The 15,665-nt window shown below is 46.8% G+C and carries 16 protein-coding genes and 1 other annotated feature; all 16 genes read left to right on the top strand.

What is annotated here, in order from left to right:
• The first annotated feature begins 397 nt into the window (after window positions 1-397).
• The 16 genes from BQ5796_RS03170 (at window position 398) to rpmG (ending at window position 15,658) form a co-directional block, all read left to right on the top strand.
• A complete protein-coding gene (locus BQ5796_RS03170) occupies window positions 398-859 on the top strand; it encodes a CtsR family transcriptional regulator (protein ID WP_071458913.1) in 462 nt (153 codons plus the stop codon).
• Window positions 860-885: 26 nt separating this feature from the next.
• Window positions 886-1,434: a protein-arginine kinase activator protein McsA gene (gene mcsA, locus BQ5796_RS03175; protein WP_071458914.1), complete on the top strand. Its 549-nt coding sequence runs from the start codon at window positions 886-888 to the stop codon at window positions 1,432-1,434.
• Between the two features lie 2 nt (window positions 1,435-1,436).
• On the top strand, window positions 1,437-2,510 hold the full coding sequence (gene mcsB, locus BQ5796_RS03180; protein ID WP_071458915.1) for a protein-arginine kinase McsB: 1,074 nt from the start codon (window positions 1,437-1,439) through the stop codon (window positions 2,508-2,510).
• A gap of 14 nt (window positions 2,511-2,524) precedes the next feature.
• Window positions 2,525-4,963, top strand: coding sequence for an ATP-dependent protease ATP-binding subunit ClpC (clpC, locus tag BQ5796_RS03185; RefSeq protein ID WP_071458916.1), 2,439 nt, complete (start codon window positions 2,525-2,527; stop codon window positions 4,961-4,963).
• 88 nt (window positions 4,964-5,051) lie between these two features.
• Complete coding sequence (gene radA, locus BQ5796_RS03190; RefSeq protein ID WP_071458917.1) at window positions 5,052-6,434, top strand: DNA repair protein RadA; 1,383 nt, start codon at window positions 5,052-5,054, stop codon at window positions 6,432-6,434.
• A 231-nt stretch (window positions 6,435-6,665) separates the two neighbouring features.
• Entirely contained in the window at window positions 6,666-7,742 is a 1,077-nt protein-coding gene (locus BQ5796_RS03195; protein ID WP_071458918.1) for a PIN/TRAM domain-containing protein, read from the top strand.
• A gap of 18 nt (window positions 7,743-7,760) precedes the next feature.
• A complete protein-coding gene (gene ispD, locus BQ5796_RS03200) occupies window positions 7,761-8,450 on the top strand; it encodes a 2-C-methyl-D-erythritol 4-phosphate cytidylyltransferase (protein WP_071458919.1) in 690 nt (229 codons plus the stop codon).
• A gap of 22 nt (window positions 8,451-8,472) precedes the next feature.
• A complete protein-coding gene (gene ispF / locus BQ5796_RS03205; protein ID WP_071458920.1) occupies window positions 8,473-8,949 on the top strand; it encodes a 2-C-methyl-D-erythritol 2,4-cyclodiphosphate synthase in 477 nt (158 codons plus the stop codon).
• A 125-nt stretch (window positions 8,950-9,074) separates the two neighbouring features.
• Window positions 9,075-10,529 (top strand): glutamate--tRNA ligase, encoded by a 1,455-nt coding sequence (gene gltX, locus BQ5796_RS03210; protein WP_428839285.1) that lies wholly within the window; start codon window positions 9,075-9,077, stop codon window positions 10,527-10,529.
• 65 nt (window positions 10,530-10,594) lie between these two features.
• Window positions 10,595-10,822: a binding site (T-box leader), on the top strand.
• Window positions 10,823-10,890: 68 nt separating this feature from the next.
• Window positions 10,891-11,544: a serine O-acetyltransferase gene (gene cysE / locus BQ5796_RS03220; RefSeq protein ID WP_071458922.1), complete on the top strand. Its 654-nt coding sequence runs from the start codon at window positions 10,891-10,893 to the stop codon at window positions 11,542-11,544.
• Window positions 11,541-12,938 carry a cysteine--tRNA ligase gene (gene cysS, locus BQ5796_RS03225; RefSeq protein WP_071458923.1) on the top strand — a complete coding sequence of 466 codons (1,398 nt, stop codon included), beginning with the start codon at window positions 11,541-11,543 and terminating at the stop codon, window positions 12,936-12,938. The genes cysE and cysS overlap by 4 nt, the downstream gene beginning before the upstream one ends.
• Before the next feature lie 3 nt (window positions 12,939-12,941).
• Window positions 12,942-13,349, top strand: a complete 408-nt coding sequence (locus tag BQ5796_RS03230) for a Mini-ribonuclease 3 (protein WP_071458924.1) — start codon at window positions 12,942-12,944, stop codon at window positions 13,347-13,349.
• Window positions 13,350-13,416: 67 nt separating this feature from the next.
• Complete coding sequence (rlmB, locus tag BQ5796_RS03235) at window positions 13,417-14,160, top strand: 23S rRNA (guanosine(2251)-2'-O)-methyltransferase RlmB (protein ID WP_071458925.1); 744 nt, start codon at window positions 13,417-13,419, stop codon at window positions 14,158-14,160.
• Window positions 14,161-14,162: 2 nt separating this feature from the next.
• Window positions 14,163-14,672 carry an NYN domain-containing protein gene (locus BQ5796_RS03240; protein WP_071458926.1) on the top strand — a complete coding sequence of 170 codons (510 nt, stop codon included), beginning with the start codon at window positions 14,163-14,165 and terminating at the stop codon, window positions 14,670-14,672.
• Between the two features lie 64 nt (window positions 14,673-14,736).
• The gene (sigH, locus tag BQ5796_RS03245) at window positions 14,737-15,393 is read left to right on the top strand and encodes an RNA polymerase sporulation sigma factor SigH (RefSeq protein WP_200792898.1); all 657 of its coding nucleotides are present in this window, start codon (window positions 14,737-14,739) and stop codon (window positions 15,391-15,393) included.
• A gap of 118 nt (window positions 15,394-15,511) precedes the next feature.
• Window positions 15,512-15,658, top strand: coding sequence for a 50S ribosomal protein L33 (rpmG, locus tag BQ5796_RS03250; protein ID WP_071458927.1), 147 nt, complete (start codon window positions 15,512-15,514; stop codon window positions 15,656-15,658).
• Window positions 15,659-15,665 lie beyond the last annotated feature (7 nt).

Below are 15,665 nucleotides of genomic sequence, written 5' to 3' on the forward strand. Positions count from 1 at the left end.
GACCAGTATTTGGTTGTTTTTTCCGCAAGATGAGCGATTTCTCCTCAAAGTCGGCTGATTCTGCGCACAACTTGGTTGATTCCGCCCCCGGTGTGAGTAATTCCGCCCCCCCAGGCCTTCGGCTCTAATTGCAAGTGCTACCTTTCAATCATCCTCGATACGAGAAGGAGGGGCATAGGAGATAGCGTTAACTCGTATTACTTGAATCTAATTTGAGCTATGAGACAAATGCAGGTTTTGTGCATTGTTATTCCGGGCATGATAGAGGTAGTGGAAGATTGCAACGGAAGAAAAAATTTTGTATAATTAATGTCAAAGATAGTCAAAGTCAGGGCGTGCTTAATAAGGTGCCCAGACAGACTCAAAGGAAGGCTGAAGTCGGAATGGGGGAGGTTTTGTGAGAAATATCTCGGATATCATTGAAAGATACCTGAAACAGGTGTTGGAATTGAGTGATAGGGATATCGTTGAAATAAAAAGGAGCGAAATTGCCGATAAATTTCAATGCGTGCCATCCCAAATCAACTATGTTATCAATACAAGGTTTACGATTGAACGCGGCTATATGGTGGAAAGCAAACGGGGGGGCGGAGGTTATATCAGGATTATGAAAGTTCAGCTGTACGATCATGCGCACTTGATCGATCAGCTGCTGTCGCTGATAAACCACCGTGTCACTCAAGCGAATGCCGGACATATCATCGGCAGGATCACAGAGGAAGAAGTGATCACAGAGCGGGAAGCGAAAATCATGATGAGTGTCCTTGACCGTTCCGTTCTGCATATCGATTTGCCCGAGAGAGATGAACTTCGGGCGAGAATGCTTAAGGCGATGCTGATGGCGCTTAAATATAAGTAAAAAGATTGAGCTAAAGAGGTGAAAGCATGATATGTCAGGAATGTAACCAAAGACCGGCGACCCTGCATTTTACGAATTTCAGCAATGGTGAAAAAACAGAGCTTCATTTATGTGAGCAATGTGCACATGAAAAAGGGGAAATGTTTATGATGAACCAAGGACATGGTTTCTCCCTTAACAACTTGCTTGCTGGGCTGCTTCATATTGAACCAGCTCTTCAATCAAGCGCCCAAGGCCACTTTCATCAGGACGAGGTGCTCCAGTGTCCGCATTGCCATATGATGTATCCTCAATTCGTGAAAATTGGGCGCTTCGGCTGTGCTCACTGCTATGATACTTTCAGGGAGCAGCTTGTGCCGATTATCCGAAGACTGCATAGCGGAAATTCTGTCCACAGCGGTAAAATTCCAAAGCGGATTGGCGGGACAATCAGCATGCAAAGAAACTTATCTTCCTTAAAAGAAAAAATGGGAGATTTGATTGCGAAAGAGGAATTTGAACAGGCTGCTGAGCTAAGGGATGAAATCCGTGCACTTGAAAAGAGGCTCGCTGAGCAGAGCAAGGGAGGGGAGTAGATTTGTCACTGGAAAGATTCATCAACCAGGCAGTCAGTTCCTGGATGGGTACGGAAGGGCCTGATTCCGATATTGTCCTAAGCTCGCGAATTAGGCTTGCACGAAATTTAAATAATTACAAATTCCCAACATTAGCCGAAAATGAAGAGGCGTCCAGAGTTTTAAATGCAGTGGAGGCATGGGCTCATGAAAGCAAGGGGCCAAACGGTGAAAAGCTTGAAATGCTGAAGATGAATGAAGTCCAGCCGCTGCAAAAGCGAGTGTTGGTAGAGAAGCATTTGATCAGCCCGCATCTTGCGGAGCAATCAAGGCAGGGTGCTTGTCTCTTATCTGAAAATGAAGAGTTCAGCATCATGGTAAATGAAGAGGATCACATTCGGATTCAATGCCTTTTCCCGGGATTTCAGCTTTCTGAGGCGCTAGAGGCTGCGAATGATATTGACGATTGGATGGAAACGAGTTTTGATTATGCTTTCGATGAGAAATATGGCTACTTGACGAGCTGCCCCACAAATGCGGGAACCGGCTTAAGGGCATCCGTTATGATGCATTTGCCAGGGCTTTATTTGACCCAGCAGATCAATAGAATTGTCCCTGCGATTAATCAGCTCGGACTTGTAGTAAGAGGGATATACGGAGAAGGCAGTGAAGCCCTCGGCAATATTTTTCAAATATCGAATCAGATTACACTCGGAAAATCTGAGGAAGATATTGTGGAAGATTTAAAGAGTGTTGTTAAACAGCTCATTGAACAGGAAAGGTCAGCACGGGAAGCATTAGCTAAAACATCCAACATACAATTAGAAGATAGAATCTTCCGCTCCTATGGGGTACTTGCAAATAGCCGGATCATTGAGTCAAAGGAGGCAGCTCGCTGTTTATCCGATGTTCGGCTTGGAATAGATATGGGATATTTAAAGGATATCTCTAAAAATATTTTAAATGAATTGATGATACTCACGCAGCCGGGGTTTTTGCAGCAGTATGCTGGTGGCCCGCTTAGACCGGACGAAAGGGATATCCGAAGGGCTGCAATGATTAGGGAACGTTTAAGGATGGAAAAGAACAAACTATAAGGAGGATGGGTATTATGATGTTTGGACGCTTTACAGAGAGAGCTCAGAAAGTATTGGCATTGGCACAGGAAGAGGCAATCCGCCTTGGACACAGCAATATTGGCACAGAGCATATCCTGCTTGGTCTTGTACGCGAAGGCGAAGGGATTGCCGCAAAAGCGCTGTATGGTCTCGGTCTTGGGGCTGAGAAGATTCAGAAGGAAGTCGAGAATTTAATTGGCCGCGGGGAAGAAGGAGCACAAACTATTCATTATACCCCTCGTGCCAAAAAGGTCATCGAACTGTCGATGGATGAAGCGCGTAAACTCGGACATTCTTATGTCGGCACAGAGCATATCCTGCTCGGCTTAATTCGTGAAGGAGAAGGTGTTGCCGCGCGTGTGCTCAACAATCTTGGCGTCAGCCTAAACAAAGCGCGCCAGCAGGTGTTGCAGCTGCTAGGCAGCAACGAAACAGCCGGGGGACAGCCGGGAGCATCTGCCAACGCTAACACCCCTACACTTGACAGCCTTGCAAGGGATTTGACCGCTACAGCAAGGGAAGGAAGCCTTGACCCGGTAATCGGGCGCAGCAAAGAAATCCAGCGTGTCATTGAGGTGCTGAGCCGAAGGACAAAGAACAATCCTGTCTTGATCGGGGAACCGGGTGTAGGTAAAACCGCAATTGCGGAAGGGCTCGCTCAGCAGATCGTGAACAATGAAGTGCCGGAAATTTTGAGAGACAAACGGGTCATGACACTCGATATGGGAACCGTTGTAGCCGGGACGAAATATCGAGGAGAGTTTGAGGATCGTTTGAAAAAAGTCATGGATGAAATTCGCCAGGCAGGGAATATTATCCTTTTCATCGACGAACTTCATACGCTGATTGGCGCAGGGGGAGCAGAGGGAGCCATTGATGCCTCCAACATTTTGAAACCGTCCCTTGCACGTGGTGAATTACAGTGTATCGGCGCAACAACGCTGGATGAATACCGTAAATACATTGAAAAGGATGCTGCGCTTGAAAGGCGCTTCCAGCCAATTACGGTGGATGAGCCAACAGCAGAAGAATCCGTTCAAATATTGAAAGGGCTGCGTGATCGTTACGAAGCACATCACCGTGTTTCCATTACTGATGAAGCAATTGATGCAGCTGTTAAATTTTCAGATCGCTATATTTCCGATCGATTCTTGCCTGATAAAGCAATCGACTTAATTGACGAGGCAGGCTCTAAGGTCCGCCTTCGTTCTTACACCACACCTCCAAACTTGAAAGAGCTTGAAATGAAGCTTGAGGAAGTAAGGAAAGAGAAGGACGCATCCGTACAGAGCCAGGAATTCGAAAAGGCTGCTTCCCTCCGCGATACAGAACAGCGTCTCCGTGAGCAGTTGGAGAATACGAAGAAGACATGGAAGGAAAAGCAAGGCAAGGAAAACAGCGAAGTGACAGTGGAAGATATCGCCCATGTTGTCTCAAGCTGGACCGGAATTCCTGTCTCCAAGCTGGCGCAAACTGAAACAGATAAATTATTGAAGCTGGAAGAAATTCTTCATTCCCGCCTTATTGGCCAGGAAGAAGCGGTAAAAGCGGTGTCGAAAGCAGTCCGCCGTGCACGGGCAGGGTTGAAAGATCCGAAGCGTCCAATCGGCTCCTTTATTTTCCTTGGACCTACAGGTGTAGGTAAAACCGAATTGGCAAGAGCGCTTGCGGAGTCCATGTTCGGAGATGAAGATGCGATGATCCGCATCGATATGTCTGAATACATGGAGAAGCATTCCACTTCAAGGCTTGTTGGTTCACCTCCGGGATATGTCGGCTATGACGAAGGCGGGCAATTAACTGAGAAGGTCCGCAGGAAGCCATACTCAGTTATTCTCCTCGATGAAATCGAGAAGGCACATCCCGATGTCTTTAATATCCTTCTGCAGGTGCTGGAAGATGGCAGGCTGACAGACTCGAAGGGGCGCACCGTCGATTTTCGCAACACGGTGCTGATTCTGACATCCAACGTCGGTGCAGAGGCCTTGAAGCGCAACAAATACGTTGGATTTAACATTCAGGATGGCGAGCAGAATTACAAAGACATGAAGGGCAAAGTTATGGAAGAGCTGAAAAGGGCGTTCCGTCCGGAGTTTCTCAACCGGATTGACGAAATCATCGTTTTTCATTCTCTTGAAAAAGAACATCTGAAAAAGATTGTCACGCTCATGTCTGATCAGCTCGTTCTGCGTCTGAAGGAACAGGATATCCAACTCGAGCTGACAGATGCAGCAAAAGAAAAGATCTCGGACGAAGGATACGATCCGGAATATGGTGCAAGGCCGCTTCGCAGGGCAATCCAGAAGCATATTGAAGACCAGCTTTCGGAAGAGCTGTTGAAAGGGACTGTCTTAACAGGTCAGCATGTTCTAATCGACGTAGAAGATGGCAAATTTGTTGTAAAAACAATAGAGAATGCAACAAACGTGTAACATATTTCCATTATAATAAAGAGGTATACGGATATCGTGTACCTCTTTTTCGTTTAAGATATGGCTGGCATGGAGAGGAAGAAAGAACATGGCTAAAAGAAAAACGAAATTCATCTGCCAGGAATGCGGATACGAATCAGCAAAATGGATGGGAAAATGTCCGGGTTGCGGTCAATGGAACAGAATGGTCGAAGAGACGGAAACAGCTTCCGGCGGCAGACGCGGAGCTTTTACAGGAGCAGGAGGAACTTCATCGGGAATAGCGGTAAAGCCTGTCCCAATCACATCTATTGAGATGGTGACGGAACCGCGGATTTACACTGACTTGATGGAAATGAACCGTGTGCTTGGAGGAGGAGTCGTCAGGGGATCGCTTGTATTGATCGGTGGAGACCCTGGCATTGGGAAGTCCACCCTTCTTCTGCAGGTTTCCTTTCAGCTTGCAAGGAAAGGGCATTCTGTCTTGTATATATCAGGGGAAGAATCAATGAGGCAGACTAAACTAAGAGCAGAGCGCCTTGGGGTTGCTTCCGATAATTTGCTCATCTATTCAGAAACAAACCTGGAGGAAATCAGCAGGACGATTGAAAATGTTTCCCCTGAATTTGTCATTGTTGACTCTATTCAGACGGTCTACCATCCTGATGTCACTTCTGCTCCGGGTAGTGTTTCCCAGGTTAGGGAATCTACAGCGGAATTGATGCGGATTGCCAAAACAAAAGGCGTGGCGATTTTTATTGTCGGACATGTGACGAAAGAAGGCTCCATTGCAGGTCCGCGCCTGTTGGAGCATATGGTGGACACAGTGCTGTATTTTGAAGGAGAGCGGCACCACACATACAGGATATTGCGGGCGGTGAAGAACCGCTTTGGTTCTACGAATGAGATGGGGATTTTTGAAATGAAGGAAGCTGGACTGGAAGAAGTCGCGAACCCCTCGGAGATTTTTCTCGAGGAACGCTCGCAAGGAGCATCCGGTTCGACAGTCGTTGCTTCCATGGAAGGGACAAGGCCGGTGCTTGTAGAAATTCAGGCGCTTATTTCCCCATCAAGCTTTGGAAACCCGAGGAGGATGGCAACAGGTATTGACCATAACAGGGTGTCGCTGCTGATGGCGGTGCTGGAAAAACGAGTGGGCCTCTTGCTCGCTAACCAGGATGCCTACCTGAAAGTGGCAGGGGGCGTTAAGCTGGACGAGCCTGCGATCGACCTAGCTGTAGCTGTCAGCATTGCGTCAAGCTTCCGTGACAAGCCTGCGAGCCCGGCTGTCTGCCTAATCGGAGAGGTAGGACTGACAGGGGAGGTCAGACGGGTGTCGAGGATTGAACAGCGAGTTCAGGAAGCGGCCAAGCTTGGATTTGAAAGGATTATCCTGCCTGCAAATAATCTTAGCGGCTGGACGGCACCAAAAGGTGTGAGACTGATTGGAGTAAATACTGTCAGTGAAGCATTGAAGGTGACATTAGATTGACTGAAATTAGGGAATTTTCATTGAAAGAAGACGGGTTTGAGAGCTGTTGCAAGTTGGCAGTCTGCTATCATTTGACAGTCCCTGTAAGCGGTGCTACCTTAAAGATGTGCCGACTGCCGGCAACTCCCGTTCTATTTCCGACTTTTTCCGGTCCGGTCATAACGTAAAAAATCCAACCAGTATGTTTCAAATATTGGAAAATGTTTATAATGAGTAGAAGGAGGTGAAGGGATGTTAAGACGTATCATCCAGGCCTGCTTCCTTTTTACCGGAGGAACGCTTGGTATATTCTTAATTCCTGATTTAGTAACATTGATTAATCTAGAGGATGTTCCTCTTCTCGTAAGTCCGTATGTTTCTGCCGTTCTAGGTGCAATTATTTTTTATCTTATTACATTCTGGGCAGTCGGGCATGTGACGAATTTTGTGAAGTGGTTTGAGGAATCGCTGATCAAGGCGCCAATCACTGATATCATTTTTGGAAGCGTCGGCTTGTTGTTCGGCTTGTTCGCCGCTTTTTTGATTGGATTTACCTTGAATGATTTTCCAATACTCAACACGGTGGTTCCGATCGTATTGACGTTGATCTTCGGTTATCTCGGCTTCCAGGTGGGCTTTAAGAAGCGTGATGAGATGCTTAACCTTTTTGCGAAAAACAAGAAAAAGGCAGTAGAAGAGGATCCGGAGAAGAAGCATCCTGGCACAATGAAAATCCTCGATACGAGCGTTATTATCGATGGAAGGATTGCGGATATTTGCCAGACAGGCTTCCTCGACGGAACGATTGTCATTCCGCAATTCGTATTAGAGGAATTGCAGCATATTGCGGATTCTTCCGATGTCCTCAAGCGCAACAGAGGACGCCGGGGTCTTGATATCCTGAACAAGATCCAGAAAGAAATTGATATTAAAGTTGAAATTTACGAAGGTGACTTTGAGGATATCCAGGAAGTCGACAGCAAGCTTGTGAAGCTCGCAAAGCTTTCCGGCGGAATTGTTGTCACAAATGATTTCAATCTTAATAAAGTGTGTGAGCTGCAGGGAGTGTCTGTGCTCAATATTAATGACCTGGCAAACGCGGTGAAGCCTGTGGTGTTGCCAGGTGAGGAGCTTAACATCCAAGTGATCAAGGATGGAAAAGAACAGAAGCAAGGAATCGCTTATCTTGACGACGGAACGATGATCGTTGTGGAGGAAGGGCGCGATTATATTGGAAAAAGAATCGATGTGCTTGTGACGAGCGTGCTGCAAACTTCGGCAGGCCGAATGATTTTTGCAAAACCGAAGCTGTTGGAGAAAGCTTTATAGAAAGATAGGGGTTATATTATGGCATATACTGTCATCATCCCGGCGGCTGGCCAGGGAAAGAGAATGGGTGCAGGGAAGAACAAGCTGCTTTTAGCGCTTCGAGAAATCCCTGTGCTCATCCATACATTGAGGGTTTTCGAAGAAGATGAGGATTGTTCCGGAATAGTGTTAGCAGTTCATCCTGATGATGTACTTGCATTCAAGGAGCTCTTAGCGGAATATGCCATCAGTAAAATTCAGGCGCTTGTACCGGGCGGCAAAGAGAGGCAGGACAGTGTTCGGAACGGGTTAAAAGCTGTGGAAGGAGAAGAGATTGTTCTCGTCCACGATGCAGCTCGTCCGTTCATTAGGATAGAGACGATTTCCTTGTTGACAGCCGCTGCCAAGCGCGAAGGTGCTGCCATTGTCGCGGTTCCTGTGAAGGATACGATCAAGAAAGCGGAAAACCTTCAGGTGACAGAGACGGTGGAGAGATCAAGCTTGTGGGCAGTCCAAACCCCGCAAGCTTTTCGTGTTTCCATCCTTCGCGAAGCCCATGAAAGGGCTGAGGCAGAAAGTTTCATCGGGACAGATGAAAGCAGCCTTGCGGAGAGAATAGGTGTGAAGGTCGCAATCATCGAAGGAGATTATGATAATATTAAGCTGACGACACCAGAGGATTTATTTTTCGCTGAAGCCATTCTGAACAAGCGGGAGATCGAACAATAAGAGGTTAAAGGAGTATGTAAGCATGTTTCGTATAGGACAAGGTTTTGATGTGCATATACTGACAGAGGATCGTCCGCTTATTATTGGTGGAATCACGATTCCATACGAAAAAGGGCTGTTGGGTCACTCGGATGCGGACGTTTTGCTGCATACCGTTGCGGATGCAGCGCTTGGAGCAATCGGGGAAGGGGATATCGGCAGACATTTCCCTGATACAGATCCGGAGTTCAAGGACGCAGATTCAGCGCAGCTGTTGCAGCATGTATGGACGCTCGTGAAGGAAAAAGGCTATTGCCTCGTGAATATTGATTGCACGATCATTGCCCAGCAGCCAAAGATGGCACCGTATATCGGGAAGATGCAGGAGCGGATTGCAACGCTTTTAGAAGCAGAAACAAATCAGGTGAATGTTAAAGCGACGACAACGGAGAAGCTTGGCTTTCCAGGGCGCGGTGAAGGCATTGCTGCACAGGCTGTTATCCTTCTCGAAAAAAGATGAACTTGGCCTGTCCTTTTATCAGGAGATTCTTAGTGATACAATAGATGTTACAAAATTTCATTAGAAAAATGCATGGTGTGCTGGCTATTGGATTCCGGCACATGCTGCTTTTGGGAGGATTTGTTATGTCAGAAGTGAGAGTTCGCTATGCGCCTAGCCCAACAGGCCATTTACATATCGGGAATGCTCGTACGGCATTGTTTAATTATTTGTTTGCCAGAAACCAGGGCGGTAAATTCATCATTCGGATTGAAGATACGGACAAGAAGCGCAACATTGAAGGCGGAGAAGAGAGCCAGCTTCATTATTTGAAGTGGCTTGGAATCGATTGGGATGAGAGCGTTGATGTAGGCGGAGAGTACGGTCCTTACCGTCAGTCGGAAAGAAACCATATTTACGAAAAATACACGGCAGAGCTTTTGGAAAAAGGCTATGCCTATAAATGTTACTGTACGGAAGAGGAGCTGGAACAAGAGCGCGAGGCTCAGCTAGAAAATAATGAAACACCTAAGTACTCTGGCCGCTGTCGGTCCCTTTCGGATGCTGATAGGGAAGCATTTGAAAAAGAAGGCCGCAAGCCAAGCGTTCGTTTTAAAGTGCAGGAAGGCCTTGAGCTTATGTTTGATGACTTGGTCAAGGGACCAGTTACCTTCGAGTCAGAAGGCTTCGGTGATTTTGTCATCGTGAAGAAAGACGGCACGCCTACTTATAACTATGCGGTTGTTGTCGATGATTACTTGATGAAGATTTCGCATGTCCTTCGTGGGGATGACCATATTTCCAATACGCCTAAGCAGCTGCTTATCTATGATGCACTTGGCTGGGATAGACCTGTGTTCGGCCATATGACGCTTATCGTAAATGAAAGCCGGAAGAAGCTAAGCAAACGGGATGAATCTATTATTCAGTTCATCGAACAGTACGAAGAGCTTGGCTATTTGCCGGAAGCGCTGTTTAACTTCATCGGACTTCTTGGCTGGTCTCCTGCAGGGGAAGAAGAGATATTCTCGCAGGAAGAATTCATCCGTATTTTTGATGCTGCAAGGCTGTCAAAGTCGCCTGCGCTATTCGATCGGAACAAGCTGGAGTGGATGAATAACCAATACATGAAAAAAACCGATGTAGACAGAGTAGCAAGTCTTGCTATCCCGCACCTCGTGAAAGCGGGTAAGATCCGTGCAGACAGAACGGACGAGGAAGATCGCTGGGTGCATAACCTAATTTCCCTTTACCACGACAAGATGAGCTACGGTGCGGAAATAGTAGAGCTTTCGGATATCTTTTTCATGGAAGAAATAAACTATGAAGGAGAAGCAAAGGAAGTTCTGTCAGGCGAACAAGTGCCTGAAGTAATGAAAGCGTTCCTTGCTGAAATTGACGGATTGGAAGAGTTTACGGCAGCGAATATCAAAGCCGCGGTCAAGGCGGTACAAAAAGGGACAGGACATAAAGGACAGAAGCTGTTCATGCCAATCAGAGCAGCGGTTACTGGTCAGACACATGGTCCTGACCTCATGCTTGCTATTGAACTGCTAGGCAGGGAAAAAGTGAAGGAAAGAGTACAAAACCTTCTTCGTTAAAAAGATTTAAGCATTCCTGTTAACAAATCATCCGGAATGTAATATAGTAAGAGTAATTTAAATTAACGAAAGTGTTGAAGAGGGAAAGTAGGAAAGTGACGCTTTTTAGAGAGAACCATCACCGGCTGAAAGTGGTTCAGGCCTCTCATTTTTCGAAGTGCGCCTCGGAGCCCCTGCATGAAAGGGAGAAATCCTAAGTATTTCAGGGCGGGCCCCCCCGTTAACAGGTTTAAGTTGAGGGTGCCAAGCGGCAGCCTAAACAGAGTGGAACCGCGCGTCTTTGCGTCTCTGTCATTATTGACAGGGGCGTTTTTTTCGTTGCAGGACATTTCGGGAATTGGAATGAATAGGAGGGAAAAAGATGTTTAAAATGCTTAAAGAAGATATCGAGGTGATTTTTGAGCAGGATCCTGCAGCAAGGAGTTACCTTGAAGTTATTTTAACCTACTCTGGACTCCACGCCATCTGGGGACACCGGCTGGCACACGGCTTGTTTAAACGGAAATTCTTTTTCTTGGCAAGGCTTGTTTCGCAGATTAGCCGGTTCTTCACCGGTATTGAAATTCATCCGGGTGCGAAGATTGGCCGCCGTTTTTTCATCGATCATGGGATGGGCGTTGTTATCGGTGAAACTTGTGAAATCGGCAATAATGTAACAGTATATCAGGGGGTCACCCTTGGCGGTACGGGCAAGGAGAAGGGAAAGCGGCACCCCACTGTTATGGATAATGCTTTGATTGCAACTGGCGCGAAAGTCCTTGGGTCCATTACGATCGGCGAAGGCTCCAAGATTGGAGCGGGTTCGGTTGTGCTGAAGGATGTTCCAGCGAATTCGACAGTTGTCGGGGTCCCGGGCCGGGTTGTCATCCAGAACGGTGTGAAAGTGAACAAAGACTTGAATCATAGAGACTTGCCTGATCCTGTGTCGGATCGCTGCCACGATATTGAGGCCGAAATTGCTAGGCTGAAGACAGCGCTGGAAGAGCTGAAAAAAGAAAGGAGCCAGACGATATGACAGTTAAAATTTATAATACTCTCACGCGAAAAAAAGAGGAATTCATCCCCCTTGAAGAAGGAAAGGTAAAGATGTATGTGTGCGGTCCGACCGTTTACAATTTCATTCATATTGGCAACGCCCGCCCGCCGATCGTTTTCGATACAGTGAGGCGCTATCTGGAATACAGAGGCTACGATGTCCGCTATATTTCTAACTTTACTGATGTAGATGACAAACTGATTCGTGCAGCGAAAGAACTTGACGAAGAAGTGCCGGCAATTGCCGAGCGATTCATCGAGGCGTATTTCAAGGATGTGTCTGCGCTGGGCTGCAAAAAGGCGGATGTACATCCGCGTGTTACGGAAACGATGGATTTGATCATCGAGTTCATCGAATCGCTTATCAATAAAGGCTTCGCTTATGAATCAGGCGGTGATGTCTACTATCGTACAAGAGAATTCGCGGAATACGGAAAGCTCTCTCATCAATCGATTGATGAATTGAAAGTGGGTGCCCGCATCCAAGTTGGCGAGAAGAAGCAGGACGCATTAGATTTTGCCCTTTGGAAAGCGGCGAAAGAAGGCGAGATTTCGTGGGAAAGCCCATGGGGCAAAGGGCGTCCAGGCTGGCATATCGAATGCTCGGCAATGGCCCGTGAGTATCTTGGGGATACGATTGACATTCATGCCGGAGGACAGGATCTCGCATTCCCGCACCATGAAAATGAAATTGCACAATCAGAAGCTTTGACAGGGAAGACATTCGCAAAGTATTGGATGCATAATGGCTATATCAATATCGACAATGAAAAAATGTCTAAATCACTTGGGAACTTCATCTTGGTTCATGACATTATCAAAAAACATGATCCGCAGCTCCTCCGATTCTTTATGCTGTCGGTCCATTACCGGAACCCGATTAACTATAGCGAAGAACTGCTGGAAAACACGAAGGCGGCCTTCGAGCGTCTTATGACATCGTATCAGAATTTGAAACATCGCCTTGGTGCAAGCTCTAACCTTACCGAAAATGATGGAGAGTGGCTGGATAAAATCGGCGGACTTGAGCACCAATTCATCGAAGCAATGGACGATGATTTTAATACTGCGAATGCTGTTTCTGTCCTTTTTGATTTATCGAAGCTTGCCAACTTGTACCTTCTTGAAAAAAACACTTCGGGACAAGTAATATCCCGCTTCATCACTGCATTCGAACAGCTGCTTGGCGTTCTTGGTTTAAGCCCTGAAGAGGAAGCACTGCTTGATGAAGAAATCGAGCAATTGATCCAACAGCGCAACCAAGCGAGGAAAGACCGGAACTTCGCACTATCAGATGAGATTCGCGACAAGCTGAAAAGCATGAACATTATCCTTGAGGATACGGCTCAGGGCACTAGATGGAAGAGGGTTTAATCGATGCTTCCAGAAAGCCCGCGAATCAACGCAAAACAATTAAACAGCCTTGCGCTTGCCTATATGGGTGATGCTGTGTTCGAACAGTATGTCCGGCATCACCTGCTCTTGGGCGGGAAAGTCAGGCCGAATACGCTGCACAAGGAAGCAACGAAGTATGTCTCGGCGAGGGCTCAAGCGAAAATCCTCCGTTGCATGATGGACAAAGGTGCGTTCTCGGAAGTGGAAGAAGCTATCATCAGGCGGGGAAGAAATGCCAAGTCAGGCACTGTCCCGAAGAACACAGACGTCCAGACATACAGGCACAGCACCGCTTTTGAAGCTTTGATCGGTTTTTTATACTTGGAAGAATCGAAAGAGAGGCTGGAGGAGCTGGTCAGAGAAGCCATACGCCTTGCAGAGCAGCAATAGCGACCGCGGAAAAAGCGACCCTACATGGGACAAGCTTATATAAGCGGCAAGAGAGGAGCATTGTAACATGAGCGAAGAATACATCGCAGGTAAAAACCCGGTCCTGGAGGCGTTGAGGTCAGGCCGGGATATCAATAAAATTTTAATTGCCGAAGGGTCTCAGAAAGGCCCTATGATGACTGTTGTATCCTTGGCGAAACAAGCAAATGTTATCGTTCAGATTGTGCCGAGGAAAAAGCTTGATCATATATTTGGAGAAAACCATCAGGGGGTAATCGCCCAGGTTGCTGCATACGAATATGCGGAGCTGGAAGATTTGTTCAAGCTTGCTGAAGAGCGGAATGAAGCACCGTTCTTTCTAATCCTCGATGAAATAGAAGATCCGCATAACCTTGGGTCTATCATGCGGACCGCAGATGCATCGGGAGCGCATGGGATCATCATCCCGAAAAGGCGCGCGGTAGGATTGACCGCAACCGTGGCAAAAGCTTCAACTGGGGCGATTGAATATATTCCTGTTGTCAGGGTCACGAATCTTTCACGGGCGATGGACGAGCTGAAAGAAAAAGGAGTCTGGATTACAGGAACGGATGCTTCCGGAAAGCAGGATTACAGGGAAATAGATGCCTCCATGCCACTAGCGCTTGTCATCGGCAGTGAAGGAAAGGGAATGGGCAGGATTATCCGCGAAAAATGCGATTTTCTCCTTTCCCTTCCGATGGCTGGTAAAGTGACATCTTTGAACGCGTCTGTCGCTGCTTCGCTCCTGATGTACGAAGTTTACAGGAAACGTCATCCGCTAGGGGAATAGCGATGGACATCCTGCTGGTTGACGGCTATAACATCATTGGTGCCTGGCCGGAACTGATCAGACTGAAGAACAAAGACTTATCAGCGGCAAGGGACCTTCTAATCGAGAAGATGGCCGAGTACCAGGCTTACACCGGGTACCGGGTTATCGTTGTCTTTGATGCACACTATGTCCAGGGCATGGAGAAGAAGATAAAGAACTACAAAGTGGAAGTTATTTTCACGAGGGAAAACGAGACTGCGGACGAACGGATCGAAAAGATGGCAATTGAACTGAATGACAGAAGGACGCAGATTCACGTTGCCACGTCTGATTTTACGGAGCAATGGGCGATTTTCGGCCAAGGAGCGCTCCGTAAATCAGCTCGGGAACTGCTGACAGAAATAAATGTGATAGAAAAAAAGATTGAAAAAAGCGTTAAAGGAATCCAGAAGAAACAGCCTGCCAGTAAGATTCCGCTTACCGAAGAGATGGCAGAAATTTTTGAAAAATGGCGCAGAGGGGACAAATGACTGGTTGACGTTGAAAAAAAGCCTGCTGTATAATATTTCTATCTATGGAAGTCCAGGCGGGGGGATCACTGTGAGTATTGATTTCAAAGAGAAGCAAGCCGCAGCATATGTCGATCTGGAAGATGAGGAAATTGTGGAAGCAGTCCATCAAGGCGAAAGTGAAGCCCTTGACTATCTGATCCACAAGTACCGTAATTTTGTGCGCGCCAAAGCAAGGTCTTACTTTTTAATCGGTGCCGACAAAGAGGATATTGTCCAGGAAGGTATGATAGGCCTTTATAAGGCTATTCGAGATTTTAAAGAAGATAAGCTGACCTCGTTCAAAGCTTTTGCCGAGCTTTGTATCACGAGGCAGATCATCACCGCCATTAAAACGGCGACAAGGCAGAAGCACATCCCGCTGAATTCCTACGTTTCACTCGATAAGCCGATTTATGACGAGGAATCGGACCGGACGCTCATGGATGTTATAACCGGAGCGAAAGTGATGGATCCGGAGGAATTAATTATCAATCAGGAAGAGTTCGACCAGATTGAAGTGAAGATGGCCGAGCTATTGAGCGACTTAGAAAGAAAAGTCCTGGCTCTATATCTTGACGGACAGTCCTACCAGGAAATTTCCGAAGAACTAAACCGGCATGTGAAATCGATAGACAATGCTCTTCAGCGAGTCAAGAGGAAGCTGGAAAGGTATTTGGAGGTAAGGGAACTATCGATGTAATTTTAACTGAAAATGCAGCGAAACAAGCGTTCATTAAAAATCCTGAATATTGACACAAGATTTTTGCCATGATACATTTTTAAAAGGTATAGGATAAAATTATTTAGCAGGTGCATAAATGAGGAAGAAAGTGACATTGGCTTGTGCGGACTGCGGATCGCGCAATTATTCGACGGTGAGCAGCAAGGACCAGCAGGATCGCTTAGAGTTGAAAAAGTACTGCGGGAAATGCAGCGCTCATACAATCCACCGGGAAACAAAATAATATTAAT

It is taken from the genome of Bacillus massilinigeriensis, from assembly GCF_900111815.1.
Classification (GTDB): domain Bacteria; phylum Bacillota; class Bacilli; order Bacillales; family Cytobacillaceae; genus Mesobacillus_C; species Mesobacillus_C mediterraneensis.